Source organism: Caproiciproducens sp. NJN-50, assembly GCF_004103755.1.
Classification (GTDB): domain Bacteria; phylum Bacillota; class Clostridia; order Oscillospirales; family Acutalibacteraceae; genus Caproicibacter.
In genome coordinates, this window is record NZ_CP035283.1 from 2,375,267 (window position 1) to 2,390,215 (window position 14,949).

The 14,949-nt window shown below is 49.1% G+C and carries 17 protein-coding genes; 2 read left to right on the plus strand and 15 right to left on the minus strand.

Going from position 1 to position 14,949, the window contains the following annotated elements:
• Positions 1 to 33: 33 nt before the first annotated feature.
• The 6 genes from EQM14_RS17035 to EQM14_RS11500 all read right to left on the minus strand — a co-directional run bounded on the left by EQM14_RS17035 (position 34) and on the right by EQM14_RS11500 (position 3,848).
• On the minus strand, positions 34 to 294 hold the full coding sequence (locus EQM14_RS17035; protein WP_128743168.1) for a putative PEP-binding protein: 261 nt from the start codon (positions 292 to 294) through the stop codon (positions 34 to 36).
• Between the two features lie 5 nt (positions 295 to 299).
• Complete coding sequence (locus tag EQM14_RS11480) at positions 300 to 1,283, minus strand: zinc-dependent alcohol dehydrogenase (RefSeq protein ID WP_164919059.1); 984 nt, start codon at positions 1,281 to 1,283, stop codon at positions 300 to 302.
• Positions 1,284 to 1,433: 150 nt separating this feature from the next.
• Positions 1,434 to 2,489, minus strand: coding sequence for a sugar ABC transporter substrate-binding protein (locus EQM14_RS11485; RefSeq protein WP_128743170.1), 1,056 nt, complete (start codon positions 2,487 to 2,489; stop codon positions 1,434 to 1,436).
• A 75-nt stretch (positions 2,490 to 2,564) separates the two neighbouring features.
• Entirely contained in the window at positions 2,565 to 3,038 is a 474-nt protein-coding gene (locus tag EQM14_RS11490) for an ABC transporter permease (RefSeq protein ID WP_128743171.1), read from the minus strand.
• Positions 3,005 to 3,421, minus strand: coding sequence for a ribbon-helix-helix domain-containing protein (locus tag EQM14_RS11495; protein ID WP_128743172.1), 417 nt, complete (start codon positions 3,419 to 3,421; stop codon positions 3,005 to 3,007). The genes EQM14_RS11490 and EQM14_RS11495 overlap by 34 nt, the downstream gene beginning before the upstream one ends.
• Positions 3,405 to 3,848, minus strand: a complete 444-nt coding sequence (locus tag EQM14_RS11500) for a hypothetical protein (RefSeq protein ID WP_128743173.1) — start codon at positions 3,846 to 3,848, stop codon at positions 3,405 to 3,407. Before EQM14_RS11500 ends, EQM14_RS11495 begins: the two co-directional genes overlap by 17 nt.
• 559 nt (positions 3,849 to 4,407) lie before the next feature.
• Between EQM14_RS11500 and EQM14_RS11505 the strand changes: the two genes are divergently transcribed.
• Positions 4,408 to 5,232, plus strand: a complete 825-nt coding sequence (locus EQM14_RS11505; RefSeq protein WP_128743174.1) for a hypothetical protein — start codon at positions 4,408 to 4,410, stop codon at positions 5,230 to 5,232.
• A gap of 188 nt (positions 5,233 to 5,420) precedes the next feature.
• Here the strand turns inward: EQM14_RS11505 and EQM14_RS11510 are convergent, their stop codons facing one another.
• Both EQM14_RS11510 and EQM14_RS16395 read right to left on the minus strand, forming a co-directional pair.
• Entirely contained in the window at positions 5,421 to 6,167 is a 747-nt protein-coding gene (locus tag EQM14_RS11510) for a metallophosphoesterase family protein (protein ID WP_128743175.1), read from the minus strand.
• A gap of 124 nt (positions 6,168 to 6,291) precedes the next feature.
• Complete coding sequence (locus EQM14_RS16395) at positions 6,292 to 6,465, minus strand: hypothetical protein (RefSeq protein ID WP_164919060.1); 174 nt, start codon at positions 6,463 to 6,465, stop codon at positions 6,292 to 6,294.
• A gap of 92 nt (positions 6,466 to 6,557) precedes the next feature.
• Between EQM14_RS16395 and EQM14_RS11515 the strand changes: the two genes are divergently transcribed.
• Positions 6,558 to 6,770: a helix-turn-helix domain-containing protein gene (locus EQM14_RS11515; RefSeq protein ID WP_128743176.1), complete on the plus strand. Its 213-nt coding sequence runs from the start codon at positions 6,558 to 6,560 to the stop codon at positions 6,768 to 6,770.
• 250 nt (positions 6,771 to 7,020) lie between these two features.
• Here EQM14_RS11515 and EQM14_RS11520 read toward each other — a convergent pair whose 3' ends face one another.
• From EQM14_RS11520 to EQM14_RS11550, 7 genes are all read right to left on the minus strand, one after another.
• Positions 7,021 to 8,133, minus strand: a complete 1,113-nt coding sequence (locus tag EQM14_RS11520; RefSeq protein ID WP_128743177.1) for an alanine dehydrogenase — start codon at positions 8,131 to 8,133, stop codon at positions 7,021 to 7,023.
• Between the two features lie 215 nt (positions 8,134 to 8,348).
• Positions 8,349 to 9,383: a glycosyltransferase gene (locus EQM14_RS11525; protein ID WP_128743178.1), complete on the minus strand. Its 1,035-nt coding sequence runs from the start codon at positions 9,381 to 9,383 to the stop codon at positions 8,349 to 8,351.
• Positions 9,380 to 10,552 (minus strand): glycosyltransferase family 4 protein, encoded by a 1,173-nt coding sequence (locus tag EQM14_RS11530; RefSeq protein WP_128743179.1) that lies wholly within the window; start codon positions 10,550 to 10,552, stop codon positions 9,380 to 9,382. Before EQM14_RS11530 ends, EQM14_RS11525 begins: the two co-directional genes overlap by 4 nt.
• 38 nt (positions 10,553 to 10,590) lie before the next feature.
• Complete coding sequence (locus EQM14_RS11535; protein WP_128743180.1) at positions 10,591 to 11,628, minus strand: sugar phosphate nucleotidyltransferase; 1,038 nt, start codon at positions 11,626 to 11,628, stop codon at positions 10,591 to 10,593.
• 181 nt (positions 11,629 to 11,809) lie between these two features.
• Positions 11,810 to 12,796 (minus strand): glycosidase, encoded by a 987-nt coding sequence (locus EQM14_RS11540; RefSeq protein ID WP_128743181.1) that lies wholly within the window; start codon positions 12,794 to 12,796, stop codon positions 11,810 to 11,812.
• Between the two features lie 211 nt (positions 12,797 to 13,007).
• Positions 13,008 to 13,673, minus strand: coding sequence for a DUF6320 domain-containing protein (locus EQM14_RS11545; RefSeq protein WP_128743182.1), 666 nt, complete (start codon positions 13,671 to 13,673; stop codon positions 13,008 to 13,010).
• A complete protein-coding gene (locus EQM14_RS11550) occupies positions 13,660 to 14,949 on the minus strand; it encodes a hypothetical protein (protein ID WP_128743183.1) in 1,290 nt (429 codons plus the stop codon). Before EQM14_RS11550 ends, EQM14_RS11545 begins: the two co-directional genes overlap by 14 nt.

A 14,949-nucleotide genomic window follows, 5' to 3' on the forward strand; every position in this document is an offset into this window, starting at 1 on the left:
TAAGTGTGTCTGCTTAGTACATGGACTTTCTTTTCAACCAAGCTGAGGATCTCTGCGGCTGAGACGCAATCGCAGGCACGGTGCGCCAAAACTTGTGCTTCGCTGTGGATGCTGCTGCGGATTACGGCGGGGTGGAACGACATGCAGAAGCATGATTTTTTTGTTGCCACGGTCTACCGCAAACGAATACTGCGTGAGATCATGCGTACCGATGCTGTGCTTCGCTGTGCGGATCATCCGAATGGTCTTCACCGAAAAGCCCAGCCGGGCCCGGCGTTCCCCGTTGCTCCGCATTTTTATCAGTCTACCTTGGTCAGAATCTTCATGCTCTTTTCCGAGTTTGCCTTAATATATTTGAACGCATCGAAATACTCGTCGAACGGGAATACCCTCGTAATCAGCGGCCTTGTGTTCATCCTGCCCGTGCCTAGGTATTCGGTGACGTCATCCCAGTCCTTTTCGACGTACATCAGTGAGCCCATCAGGCGCAACTCGCGGTCCTGTACGAACGACATGTTGATCTCCGGGGTCTTGCCGAAAACGCCCACGACCACAATGTCGTTGCCTTTCTTGGAAAGGCTGATTGCCTGGTTGACGGTGGCGCCGATTCCGACACACTCAACAAACAAATCGGCGCCTTCTCCCCTGAAATACCCGCGGATCGCCTCGCCCAAGTCCTCTTTGCCAGAGTTGACGGCAAACGGAATGCCGCATTCCTTTGCGACGCCCAGCCTATAGTCGGACAGGTCCGAAATAAGCACGGATTTCGCTCCCTCCGCCATGGCCGATTGCGCCGCGAGGTTTCCGATGGTGCCGGCACCCAGAACGACGACATTCTTTCCGGCTACGCTCCCGGCGCGGCGGACCGCGTGCAGGCCGACCGCCGCGGGCTCGACTGTCGCGGCCAGGTCCAGCGGCAGCTTGCCGTTGACGACTTTCACCAGCTCTGCGCCGACCGCATAATATTCGCAGGCCGCGCCGGGTGTCTGGCAGCCGAGCACTTTCAGTGTGTCACAGATATTGTAGCGGCCTTCGCGGCAGGGCTCGCATTCTTTGCAGAACACCTGCGGCATTGCCGTGACTTTGTCCCCCACGGCAATGCCCTTTACCCCGCTGCCAATTTTCACGACCGTGCCGGAGAATTCGTGGCCCATGACGATGGGACAGGAAATAAACGGATGCTGCCCAAAATATGCGTGGATATCTGACCCACAGATTCCGACATAGCTTATTTTAATCAGCACTTCGTCATCCTTCGGTTCCGGCACTGCAATTTCCGACATTATGATTTTTTCAGGTTCAACCAATGTTGCAATTTTCGTAAATGCCATCTCCTTTATCCATAAAGTTTAAACTTTTTAATGATTTTGGCGCCGTAAGTGCCATATTCTAACCCGGATTACGGCGCCCAAGGCGGTAAAACTGTCAGTTTTTCATTTAATGAGGCCGATGGACTGATAATATTGATAGAATTTATCCATGTTGTCCTTTGTGATAAGAACCGGGTCGGTATTGACTTTTTCAAATTTCTCTTCGCCTTTGAAGACCTTATCGATGATTTCCATGCCTTGGCTGGCCTGCGTATATGCGCTCTGCTGGACCGTAGCGGTCAGGCCGCCCTGCTTCATTGAGATGATGGAGTCCGCAAGTCCGTCTACGCCGAAGAAGAACATTTCCTTATCGCGGCCCGCGTCCTTCGCGGCTTCCAGGGCACCGAGCGCCATGCCGTCGTTCATGGAGATGACTGCGTCGATATCCTTATAGGTTTGGAGCCAGTCTTCCATCTTCTCCATGCCCTTCGATTTGTCCCAGTCGCAGATCTGTTCGCCCAGGATTTTGATATCTTTGCGCTTGCTGAAAAGAACGTTCTCGTAGCCTTTACGGCGGCCGATGGAGTGGGAATTGCCGGAAGGTCCAAGCAGCACGACCACATTGTATGTGGACTTTTTGCCGGCCGGCAGCATATCGTTTGCCACCTTTGCGATCATTTCGCCGTAGGCGACGGGGTCACAGTTGACGTTCGATGCTTCTTTGACACCTCCGTCGCTCTGATTAATCATCATGACAGGCGTACCGTTGTCGATGATATCCTTGACCGTGTCCGCTTCCGCGTCAGGATCCTGGGGGTGAAGAATGATGTAGTCATAGCCCTTCGTCACGCAGGTTTCCATGATCTGCAGCTGAGTGCCAGTACTTGCCTTGCCGTCAAAGTAGTCGATGGTTATGTTGGGGTACTTGCTGTTCAACGTCTTCAGAGAAGACGACAGCCAGGAAGCGTAGGTCAGGGACATGTCCGTCGCAATGAATGCGACCTTTTTCTGTCCGTAGCTTGCCGAACCTGTACTTCCGGCCGCAGCGGAAGCAGATTCACCCGCGCTGGACGTGCTTTGGCTCGTGCTGCCAGACTCCGCCGAGGAGCAGCCGCCGAACGGAAATGCTACCATGCAAACCAGTAACAGCGCAGAAATCAACTTTTTAGCCTTTTCCATCAAAATATCCTCCTTCGAAAAATACGCAAACGCCTTTTCAGCGTCGGCTACATAGAAAGTTAGGGAGTGCTTGACTTAGGAATCCTTTCTGGCCATGATCTTTGCCGCCGTCTTTTTGTTTTTGGTTGCAATGTCGAACACAACCGCCAGAATAATAAGAATGCCTTTCAATACCTTTTGAATGTAAGAGTTGACGCCCATGAGGTTCATGATGTTGTTTAGAACTCCGATGATGCCGGAGCCGATCATGGTGCCGGTCATGGTGCCAATGCCCCCGGTAAAGCTCGTACCGCCGAGGACGGTGGCCATGATGGCATCTGTTTCATAGCCCAGGCCTTCCGAAGGAATCCCCGCGTTCAGCCGGCCCATCATGACGACGCCTGCAAAAGCAGCCAAGGTGCCGGAGATGATGAAGGCGGTCCATTTCGTCTTCTTAACGTCAATACCGGAAGCTCTGGCCGCCTGGGCATTGCCGCCGATCGCATAGCAGTACCGGCCGAATTTCGTGTATTTCATCAAGATGTGCATGATGATGAAGATGACCAGCATGAAAAAGATAATGATCGGGAGGAAACCAAAGACATACGCTTTGCCAAAAATTTTGAACTCCTTAGTTTCTGCGTCTCGTCATATGGAATCTCCAGCAGCGACGCAAGAAGCAGGTTGACCTGCGCCAACTCCACCGCAATTTTGTAGGAAAGCTTTGACAGATGCTCCTCCAGATCCTTCATTTCGCTGCGCTCAATCTTTCCATAGAGTTCCGCCAGTTCACCGGAAAACTGCCGCAAAATATCCCGGCTTACAAATTCCCGGATAGAGGCATCAATGAGCTCTGAACGGTTCTGGAAGCCGAGCCGCTCCCGGTTCTCGTCCGCAAGTCGCAGGGTTTCAACTGGCAGAGATACCGTGATTTTCTCAATTCTCTGATTCATCCGCATCCTCCTCCGGGTTAAGTCCTTCATGTTGATACGAATAGATATTGTCAAAGCGGATGTTGCCGATTGTACATTTGACATCCTTTACACACTTTTTGCGAAGCTTTTTCAGCCCTTCATCGTCCAGGTTAAACTGGCACGCGGTTATATGGGAGACCATGGCGAGCTCCACACACATCCGGAACAGCTGACGGCAGATACGGGCTTCCAATTTTGCAAACTGATCCTCCAGAAACGTAAGGGTGGTTTTGTGGATGTACTCCGTACTGTTTTTCGTTTGAAGGAAGCCGAGGTAAAATTTGACCGCCCGGCAGACGAAATCGCTCCGGCTCGAGCATTCATACAGCGGAAACACAGCATCGATCTGCTTAACCATATCGGGCGGCATCCAGATCCCGGTCTTTTCTTTCTTATCATTGCTCACTGCTATAAGCTCCTTTCACCTCTAAAATTCGCTGGGGACTTCCTGACAAATGCCCAATCTTCGGCAATAGTCTGACATCCGGACGGCTTCGTCGGGGCCGTGCTTCGGATTGTTTCTTTCTCCAACCAAGGCGCGTAAAATCCCGCAAACCCGCGTCCCGACCCGCGTTGCGGGACGGTGTGAACCTCGCGGACGCCGCAAGCGGCGCCGCGATTTAACCTGCACCGTTTTCGACCCAATGGTTTACTCCTGAGAAATGATATTCTGATCTGTTTTACCGAGCAGTTAAATTTCTGTACTTCATTGACACATACCTCCCGATTTTGCATCAAAAAATTTCTTTACTATAAAAGCAATTGAAATCGGGTACTGAACGGATTTTTTTGTAAAAGCTGAAAAATTTCATATGCATGCACAGTTTAGGAATCTATCAATTGTTGAATATGACTGCAAGCGGTTGGTATAAATCCCTCCAAAATATCAGTGACAACGAATTTGTTTTGTGATAAGATAATAATAATACAAATCTATATATTATCTTTTGGGAGGGTAATAAGGGATGGAAAAGGAATACGGAGAACTCTGCGGCACCTCTCCGTATAATTCTATTCAGATTCATCCGGAACAAGGAGAATATCTGCTCGAGGCCAGGGATTCAGGCGGTGTCGAATATGATCCTTTTTCTGTTATGGATGAAATCCTATATGAATTACTTTGTATTGGTTATCTCTCTCGCCGGGGAAAAGAAATCAGCGATGAAGTGCAGAGGTTTTGTTTTCAATATGGTTTGCTCGGCTTTGAAGAGTCGGAAATACAAAAACGATATGAAGACAATAGCGTCAAATTGTATTCAGGTAGTGTGTTGAACGCAAAAGCGCTTACGGAACAGCAGCAGGAACAGACGTTCCGCCCATTTCAGAGAGAACTGTATTTACAGAGGCGACGGAAAAAGCGAAGCAGGAAAGGTGAACAACGGAATGATTCTCCAGGGGAACCGATTCTTTATGAGTTGAACTATGAACACTGTGAAGCAGTGACCTGGTATGGACGATATGGTCAGCAGTTACTGGAGCGGTTGGAGCGGTTCTCGCGTGGCGAGCCATATCCCCTGACACTTGGGAATGTTCGGATGCGATATCAGATTGAGAACGGCCAGGCCAAACGACGCTGGGCGTTTGATTCTCTGAAGAGCGCCTGTGAGATCGGCTTTGCAGAAATGCTATTGGAAGCTGTTCCGGCAATCCGCCTTTGCAAGCGATGCGGCAAGCCGTTGCTGACTCACCGAACACGCGCGGCGTATTGCTCCGCCTCCTGTCGCAACGTGGAAAATGTTAAACAGTCCCGGTGTAGAAGACGGCTTGCTGAAACAGCGGGAGAAAAATAAGCGCACAAAGATAGTTATACATTTGGATGAATCCAGAAAAATTTATGATATCATGGTATACTTTTCCTTTAGAGGTGAGCCAAGTTGGTGCATTCCTTCTTGCTTTTTCTCCTGTTAAATAAAAACTGCACCAACTTGGTGCAGTTAGCAAAGGGCCGACGCTTCTTTACCAAAGCGTCGGCCCTTTGCTAACTCTCAATTTGAACAATCTGTTCATATAGGGCGATAAATTTTTTCTCAATGGCTCGGTTTTCATGGTAGTGACCGAAAATCCAATATTTAAACTCACAGCGGTTTTTCACGGTCTCAAAGAAGTCGGTGAGACGATCAGACTGGTACTCCCCTCCCCCGAGAATATTCGCAATGCTGGTAGGACAGCAATGGGTGACCATGTAATCCAATCTCCAGCCGCAGCGTTCCAGATTGGCAAGTGCAGTCTCATATTCCTTATCAGAGGGGAGTTCTTCCTCCCACCATGAGATATGGTTGATCCGGTAAAATCTGTCCTGTACCTGCATAATTTTCAGTCGCTTGAGAAAATCCGGCGCATCCGGCTCAAGAATTCCGTCGCTGATGTCATGAGAAGAGGCTCCTCCCATTGCAAAAAAGCGCTTTCCTTCGATCTCATAGACCTGTCCGCGCATCAAATGAATCACAGATCTCCGAATGAACTGAACCTCGCCGCCATGCCATTCGACAACCGGATACCGCGCCAGTAAATCGTAGTTTTCATGATTGCCATCCACAAACAGCGTGGTAAACGATTTTTCCTCCAGCCATTTCAGCCAGTAACGCTCCTGCTTGTTCTCCGCCCAGATGCCGAAATCGCCGCACACAATGACAAAATCGTCCTTAGTCATACGCTTCTGTTCAGGGAAAATGTCCGCACTGAAGCGGATAAAATCGCCGTGTGTGTCGCCGGTTATAAAAATCATACCGTCACCTTGCCTCTGATTTTATAGGATATCATAAAAACCAGAGCCATGCCCTGAATAGCATTGCCGGACACTAACCGCTGAATCGCAAACTGCATAGATGCTATCGCTGGGAGCACCAAATTCATTTATCATCTTTTTCTGTCGTGCCCGCCTGGGGCAATTCGACAAGCTTTATCTCCGGTTCCGGATCTGATATGTACACTTCTTCGACTTCCCGCTGAGCGGAAATCAGCATGTCGATTGCATTCTCCGTTGCACAAAACAACTTTTGGTACATATCTTTGTAATCAGGCAAGGCTATCACCTCAGAAAGCATTATAACCTATTTCAGGTTGAAAATCAATAACCTAATTCAGGTTATGGGATACTAATGCCGAGGTGATTTACGTGTACCAAAGACTTCGAGACCTGCGCGAGGACGCAGATTTGAATCAAATCCAGCTCGCGCGCCTTTTGGAAATGTCTCAGACTGGCTATTCCAAATATGAAACCGGCGAAAACGACATACCAACGCAGGTTCTTATCAAGCTTGCACGGCTTTATAAGACCAGTGTAGATTATATTCTTGGCCTCACAAACAATAGAACGCCTTACAAATAAGTGGTATGGGTCGGATATGATCCGTCTTACCCAGAGCTTCACATAGAGCAAGTTATCTTGGTGCTGCAATTCTGACGATGCTTTTTTACATAAGTTGTCAGGCAATGCAAAGTCTCATCAATCATGATTGGCTTGTCTCCGCCGTTGAGAATCAGCATCATCTATCAATCCCGCATTCGGATCACATAGTAAACGACATACCCGATGTGGACTAACCGTAGCGGCTGTTGCATGTTTTATCGTTCTGTCTTTAGAGTTGCTTATATGGATATGTCAGGGCACGGTTTTGGAAAGACAAAATATCTTTATTTAGAATTTTTCCATCTTTTATATCGGTTGCATCTTCTAATACTTTATTATTTGATTCCTCAACAATATACGGCAAATAAGGCAGGATTCCGTTTGATATTTCCCAGGATGCGCTGTTCCATAAAAGAGATGGGGTATGATCGACCGCATAATATTTGATATTCCCAATTTTAAAAATCGGATCGGAAAAGCTTGTCGGACGCGCAAAGCTGAACCCCATTCCCAATGAACAGCTTATATCAATGATCAGGCATGTCTTTTTAAATTTTTGAATATCGTTTTTCCCAACGTAAATATCCGGATGATTAGGATTCTGCAGGACGCCGTTTACAATGACGTCCTTATCTACCAGCTCATCAGCAAAAGGCGTTTTATCTCCGTCATAACCTATGACTTCGATTCGTCCTGCCCCGTTTTTAGTTATTTGCCGATACTGGATTCCCGGTATTTTATCGACGGTCAAATAGGACGGCCGGCGGGTGTACACCGTGATATCGCTGAATCCATGCCCCTGTAAAGCATAGAGAGCGCCCCTGCTGGCAGAACCCATGCTGATAACGGCTACCTTTCGCTTCGGCCCATAGCCGCCGTCTATTCCCGTCAGTTGAAGGGCGTGCTGAACGCCGCAGTATCCGGCCATCTCATTGTTTCTATAAAATATATGGGTTAGATCGCGTTCTCCCTGATGATACATATTTTCCCACGCTATGAGTGTCAGCTTTTTATCTATGGCATACTGAGTGATGATACTCTGTTGGACACTGTGCAGCCATCCCCACACGAGGGAATCCTCCTGCATCTCTTCAAAATCTTCCGGAACAGGTTTTGTAATTAATATTGCCTGACAAACATGAAAAAGCTTTTCGCGTTCTATCAAACGGTTTCCGGTCAGCAGAGATATTCTCTCATCGTCCATACCGAACGGAACGCCATATCCCATTTCAAAGAATAAATGCTTCCTTGTTTCCACCGGGATCCAACTAATTTGATCCGGGTGGATGGGAACCCTTTTTTCATGCTCTTTCTTTGAAGTGCCGATTACTGCAATATCCATATTTACGTCCTCACAGTCATACTTTTTAATATATTATCATTATCCCCAAAAACAAAGGATTCATGGCGGTGTGAAGAGGATTATTATCGGTGCAAAACTTTGAAAGAGCCCTGCGAAATATTCAAAAAAGAAGCCCACAATAGCATTGGCTTCTTTTTGACGTATGTACCTGATATCCGCTGCCGAACGGATGGCAAGAAAGCCGGATGGGAAAATCATTTGGAATGCGTTTTCATTGCCAGATAAGCGATCCAAAAGGATACGACACTTTCGGCTCCCTGGTTCAGGTTCAATCCGTCCGGTTCCACTCCATCGTAACAGCCGCCTGTTTCCCGATCAAGCAGGCACAGCTTTTCCGAATTGTTGCCGCGGTACCAGGAAAAGCATGTTTCAGCCCTGCCGAGAAATTTTTTATCCCTGGAGACCGCATAGGCCTCAAGGAACGCAAGCGTCATTTCGCAGGCTTCTACGGGCTGTTCGTCAAACCCTGCCGGCTCCTCACCTTTTTGAAGCCAGCCATTGCAGCCGATCGGTTTAAAATAATCCTTCGTGAACGTCACGCTTTGCAGAAAATCCAGACTTTGAAATCCGATTTCCCGAAATCGTTTTTCCTTTGTAATTCGATAAGCGACAAACATTGCCCACGGCAGCGTTGCATTGCAGTAGGTCATGCTGTCTTCAAACCAGTGCCAGTCGTTATTGTTATGAAGATCATACTGTTTGGCGAGGGAAACTGCCAAATTAGAAACAGAATCATCGTAGCCTTCTCCGCCGCCAAGACATCCCAGCCCGATGACCGCGTAGGCCTTTGCTCTGGGGGAAATGAGTTTCAGGCAATTGGGCAGGGCCTGCTCAATTACTTTCTCAAGGGTGCTTTTCACGTTTTGCGGAGTGGCGGAATTGTCAAATGCGTAGCACAAAGCCCACAGGCAGCGCCCAAAACAGTCCTCGGAACCTTCTTCTTCCAGAAATTCACGGTTGTAACCCATGAAATTCCGGAAGGTTCCGCCCGCGTTCTGAGCATGGCACAGGAAAGCAGCATACCTGTAGATTAATTTTTCAAATTTTTTTCCGCCGTATCGATCATACAGGCCCACGGCCATGATCAGCGCTCTGGCATTGTCGTCGGACGTATATCCCTCTGAGAGATTGGGAACGCCGTAGGTGGAGTGCTGCAGCATCCCGGTGTCGTCGGTCATATGGAAAATATGATCTGTCTTGATTGCAGTCAAACGATCGCTTCTATTCATGCGGTGACCGCCAAGCTGTCATGTTGCTGCAGGACGTCGGCAAACAGGTTTTTATATTGCTGCGCCACATGCCCCCACAGCATCGTCTTGCCGGTTTCCAATGTCTTCTGTTCCATCCGTCTCTTTTCCTCCGGATGGCCGATCACATATCCGATGCAGCTTGCAATCGATTCCGGGTCCCTGAATTTTGCAAGCAGCCCCCTCCCCTCCGACAGCATTTCATTTGCGTAGCTGTAGGGCGTTGAAACAATGACGCGGCCGCACCCGACGGCGTAGGCCAGCGTCCCACTCACCGCCTGATCTTTGTCGAGATAGGGGGTCAGATAAAGATCGGAGAACTTCAGATAGCGGATGATCTCCTCTTTTGAGAGATACTTGTTTACAAACCGGACATTGTCTGCGATGCCAAGCTTTTCTACCAGCGCCTCCAGGGATTTCCGATAATTCTCCCCGGACGTCTTTTTGACCGCGGGATGGGTCTGCCCCAGGATGAGATAGAGTACGTTCGGATCGTCCTTTGCCACCTTTGCGATGGCCTCCACCCCGTATTCCAGACCTTTTCCCGGTCCTAGAAGCCCGAACGTGCTGATTACAAACCGCTTTTCCAGTTTGTTCTCCGTTTTCAGATTTTCTCTGGATTTCATCGGCATATCGGGTACGCCGTGGTTGATGACTGCTATTTTGGATGGCTCAATGCCGTAAGCATCCTTTAAAATGTCCACCGTGTTATGCGCCATGGTAATGACTCTTTCTCCCTTTTCTCCAAGGGCATGCAGGATATGCCGCTGTTCCGTGTTCGGCAGCGGGAGCACGGTATGCAGCGTCGTCACAAATGGAATTTTCAGGGCATTGACCAAGTCGAGCAAATATTCGCCCCATTTGCCGCCATAGATACCGTACTCGTGCTCGATCACTAAAAGCTCAATCCCCGAATGATTCAGCCTTTCCGCCATTTTTCTATAATTGTCTTTGTTGTTTTGGGCAAGCTCCAGCATGACCCTGCCGTCGTACCGAAAACTTTTGTCGCTGACGGCGACGATCCTGCATTGGCTTGTCGCAGGGATCTTGCTCAACTGCATCACGAGATCCTGCGTAAACGTTGCAAGCCCGCATTCCCTTGGGGGATATGTGCTTAAAAAGGCTATGTTCATCGGTGTTTCAGAAATCATGACAATCACTCCTTCCGTGTCTTCGTCATCTAAAACGATTACCACCCGACGCTTTCACTCACGGTGAAAGCCGTATCACTGTGAATGGTACCATCCTTGACGTTACAGTTCGAAGCAACGACTGCGCCTTTTAATTTTGCGTAAGTTCCTATATCCACGTTGTCCCAGAGGATGCTGTCAGCCACGCTGCCGCCCGTGTGGACCCAGACATGATCCCCGATCACCGCATCCGGCCCGATTGTGGTGTACGCCCCGATTTTGACATGATTGCCGATATAAACGGGACCGATGATCTTGGCGGTGGAGTCTATCATGGATTTGCCGTCTTTGATTACGCTTTGGTTGTTGAAATCCAGGTTTTCTATCAGGCATTTCCCGGCCATGATGTCTTCGTGCGTCTGCAGATATTTTTCAGGCGTGCCAATATCCATCCAGTAAGAGCCGCTTTTATAAACAGCCACCTTGCTTCCGCTTCGCAAAAGCGCGGGGAAAGTCTCCCGTTCCACCGATACCGGGCGGCCTTCCGGAATCCCCCTGAGCACTTCGGGCTCCATCACATAAACTCCAGCGTTGATGTAATTAGATCTGATTTCCTCCGCCCTCGGCTTCTCGGTAAAAGATGTGGCATAGCCGTTCTCATCCTGTTCAATCACGCCATAGGCAGAGGGATTGTCCACCTGGGTGACGGCGATCGTCACAGCAGCGGATCTTGACTGATGAAATGTCACAAGCTCCATAAAATCCATGCTACAAAGGATATCTGCATTGAACACTAAAAACGTGTCGTCAAACAAATCCCCGGCTTTCTTGATGGCGCCGCCCGTTCCCAGCGGGAGGTCCTCGCAGATATACTCTATTTTTAATCCGAATTTACTTCCGTCGCCAAAATATTCCCTGATATACCGGGACTTGTAACAGGTGCTGATCACGATTTCACGGATTCCGCACTTTTTGAGATTCTCCATGTTCCGCTCAAGCAAAGGCCTGTTCATAATTGGAACCATCGGTTTGGGGATCTCATCGGTTAAAGGCTTCAGCCTCGTTCCCATTCCTCCCGCTAAAAATAATGCTTTCATGTTTCCCTTTCTCTAAAGAAGATTACTGCCCGGAAGAATTTCACTTCTACCAGCCGGGCATGTTCCATCCCGGGATTTACGATTATGCATGCAGGATTCCACATGCATTTATAAAAAGCCGAGCCTGTTTTTACTTTCAGCAAAACAGGCTCGGCGTAATATAATATTTAATTATATCTTCCTATTTCACTTCCGGACAGGATTCGATATACTGAAGCAAATCGCTCAAATCCGCTGTGGCAAGAGCGATGCAGGTATCTGCGGCGCCGTAATACATCCTGACTTTTTCCGTAGCCGGGTCCAGCAGCCATCCGCAGGGAAATACCGCTCCGCCCACGTCTCCCTCTTTCTCATAAGTCGTCTGCGGCCCGAAGATCCACTCGTCGCTTCTTCGCAGAATCCGAAAAGGGTTTTCCCGGTCAAGGAGCGCCAGGCCCAAGCGGTAGATGGCCCCTGCGGCAGTCTGCCTCATGCCATGATACAGAATCAGCCAGCCATCCGGGGTTTCAAGCGGCTGTGCGCTTAGTCCGACCTTATTGGCATCCCACCAGGCACCTGCGCGCGCAGGAATCAGCACCTTGTGGTCTCCCCAATGTTTCAGGTCCTTTGAACTCGACGCCCAGATATGCATCCCCGGTTCCCCGCTTACCATAATCGGTCTGTGAATCAGAATCCATTTTCCGTTTATCCTTCTTGGGAATAAAGCGGCATCTTTATCCTCAGGGGGCAGGAGAGGGCCCATTCTCTCAAATTCAGCAAAGTCTTTCGTCAGCGCGAGAGAAACCATTGGCCCGGATTTTGAAAACGCGGTATAGGTAATTCCCCATCTGTCTAATTCCTCAAGCCGCGTAATCCGTGGATCCTCAACACCCCAAGCTTCCTCGGGATGGTTCTCCGGGTCCGCCTCGAAAGTCGGCTGCTTGTCGATCATCCAGTTGACGATGCCGCTTTCACTGACCGCTTTCGTAAAATGGGAAAAACCTCTCCGGTCCTCCACACGCGCAAGCAGCAATATCTTATTTTGAAAAGATGTAACCGCCGGATTGAATACCGTATTGGCCGGATACGGCCAATCCTTGGCTGATAAAATCGGATTGGACGGGTAACGGACAAATAAGTCCTGATATGTATTGTCGTAGCTTTTCAGCCTGGTTACAAAATGTTGCAATAAAACGCCATTCTTTCTGAAAAATCAATTTGATAAAGTGAAATGTCAAGTAATATTTGCTACCAATGACGTCCTCTTCCCTCTGCAACGGTACCAAAATATTCAACTTCTTATAAGTTCATTATACCACTTGGTTTACATAATACAAGCAAATTCCAATATTTATTTTTTTTGGAAATATTTTCATCGGATTTTAAAGACAAATTGCCGTCTATAAATGAAATCTTCGTTGGATCTCCGCGAACAGGGCCTTTCCCTCAAAAAGCAATAATGCGGCCAAAAAAATTATGGTCGAAGCAAAACAGATCGCGGACGGAATCATCACCGCGACCTTTCCCATCACCAATAAAATAAAAGATAAAATGCCGAACACACAGTCGATGATCAGATAGAAAATATAGCTCTGAATATCGAGCTTTCTGGCTCTCGCAATCACAGACATTGCCACCATGGCGCTGGTGCAAAGGATGGGAAGCACATAGTTCAGCGACCAGCCCTGAAAACCTGTGAACCGGTCCCAGACGTAAGCCAAAATGGAAAGCACGCCTACCTGCCATAAAATGGTTTTCGGAATATTTTTTCTTTTTTTCAGCACCAGTATGAGGGAGATCCAGAAGCTGCCGATCCCGCCGATCACAAACAGAAACCACCACCCGCCGGACGGAAGGACCAGATTGACTGCCGTACAGACCGCCGCCGCGGCGATTGAGCAAAATGACAGCCAAACCATCAGCGCATGCTCGGCGTCCGTATGCAGCGGGATCGTTGGAAATACGTTCCCGTTTTCATCCGCTTCCCCTGAAAGGTCGCCCTGACACAGGGGGCAGCGCCGATAGCTTCCCGGTAAACGGACCCTGCAGTTCTTACAGTACAGCATCGGCCTCTTCTTCCTCCGACTGTTCTAAATTAGAGTTAATTTCAATATCGAGTCCAAGCTCCGCCAGGCGATGGAAAAAGCATCGCGGAAGATCGGTGCTCTCCAATTGTGAGGAGTAGCTGATCGCCAGCGCATCCCCGAAGGAGCAAAGGCAGATCTGCGGATGTCCGGTGCCCACAAAAGCGTCGAAAAGGCGGATGAAACCGGCCATTTCCGGCGGCATCGATATTTTGCCGATATTTGAGAGTGCGGCCGTATCTTCCCGTTCCGCCCGCCACCCGGCAAATCTCAGGCAGGGAATCTTGGCTTCCAGCGGAATGGCCCTGATCACAAAATTGTTTTCAAGGGAAGCGTATCGGTTGATGATTTCCAGCATATTTTCCGGGACCAGCAGTTCTTTGAAAGAGCTGCGGACTTTTGCAAGCACTTCGGGGAAAGAGGCGCCCGACCCTTTGAAATCATAGCTGATATGGATGATCCCAAAGAAATTCCGGGCCGTCTGCGTCGGGAAAAATTGTCTTAAATTCACCGGGACAGTGATGGCCACAGGTTTCAGCCGGTCTCTGACGGCCATGCCGTCGTTGATGGAACAAAGCAGAATCGCCGTCAGGAATTCACTCATGGAGGCGCGGCATTCATGGGCATTTTTCAGGACGGCTTTCGTCGAAAGAACGCCTTCGACGATCCCGATGCGGTGATCCGGGAGATGCGCCCCTCTCAGGCGATAGGCGTGATTTGCCTTCTCACGCCGAACTTTTTTATCCTTGTCATAATATTGCTCGAAAGCATCCTGCCGGATCTGTTCCTGCGAAGAAGCGCGCCCGTCAAGCTGAAGCTCTCCTCCGGCGCAATCCGGATGTTTTTCTGCTAAGTAGAAATAAACAAGGGTGCGCAGGAACTGCACGGCTCCCACGCCGTCTGTCAGGGCGTGGAAAACCTCCAGGTTAATCCGCTTTTTGTAATAACAAACACGGAAAAGCAGCCCCGGCCGGTCTGCGCTGTAGAGAGGGGCGCAGGGAGATTCGTTTTCCTCTTTCACAATCGGGCGCTGTTGGCTTTCTTCGAGATAATACCAGAACATCCCTCTTTTTAAAATGGATTTGTAGAACGGAAACCGCACAATCGTCCGGTCCAAAGCATGCTGAAGGACTTGCGGGTCCACCGTCTCATACAGCTCGCAGGTAAAGCGGAACACGTTGGAATCATGTTTCGAGCTGGTTGGGGGGAAGATTTTGGCGGCATTGTCCAAACGGCTCCACTTTTGAATCACCTTCAT

Coding starts and splice junctions, on each gene's coding strand:
- EQM14_RS17035 (WP_128743168.1), bottom strand. CDS start 294: ATGCGGAGCAACGGGGAACGCCGGGCCCGGCTGGGCTTTTCGGTGAAG.
- EQM14_RS11480 (WP_164919059.1), bottom strand. CDS start 1,283: ATGTCGGAAATTGCAGTGCCGGAACCGAAGGATGACGAAGTGCTGATT.
- EQM14_RS11485 (WP_128743170.1), bottom strand. CDS start 2,489: ATGGAAAAGGCTAAAAAGTTGATTTCTGCGCTGTTACTGGTTTGCATG.
- EQM14_RS11490 (WP_128743171.1), bottom strand. CDS start 3,038: ATGCTGGTCATCTTCATCATCATGCACATCTTGATGAAATACACGAAA.
- EQM14_RS11495 (WP_128743172.1), bottom strand. CDS start 3,421: ATGAATCAGAGAATTGAGAAAATCACGGTATCTCTGCCAGTTGAAACC.
- EQM14_RS11505 (WP_128743174.1), top strand. CDS start 4,408: ATGGAAAAGGAATACGGAGAACTCTGCGGCACCTCTCCGTATAATTCT.
- EQM14_RS11510 (WP_128743175.1), bottom strand. CDS start 6,167: ATGATTTTTATAACCGGCGACACACACGGCGATTTTATCCGCTTCAGT.
- EQM14_RS11520 (WP_128743177.1), bottom strand. CDS start 8,133: ATGGATATTGCAGTAATCGGCACTTCAAAGAAAGAGCATGAAAAAAGG.
- EQM14_RS11525 (WP_128743178.1), bottom strand. CDS start 9,383: ATGAATAGAAGCGATCGTTTGACTGCAATCAAGACAGATCATATTTTC.
- EQM14_RS11530 (WP_128743179.1), bottom strand. CDS start 10,552: ATGATTTCTGAAACACCGATGAACATAGCCTTTTTAAGCACATATCCC.
- EQM14_RS11535 (WP_128743180.1), bottom strand. CDS start 11,628: ATGAAAGCATTATTTTTAGCGGGAGGAATGGGAACGAGGCTGAAGCCT.
- EQM14_RS11545 (WP_128743182.1), bottom strand. CDS start 13,673: ATGCTGTACTGTAAGAACTGCAGGGTCCGTTTACCGGGAAGCTATCGG.
- EQM14_RS11550 (WP_128743183.1), bottom strand. CDS start 14,949: ATGAAGGTGATTCAAAAGTGGAGCCGTTTGGACAATGCCGCCAAAATC.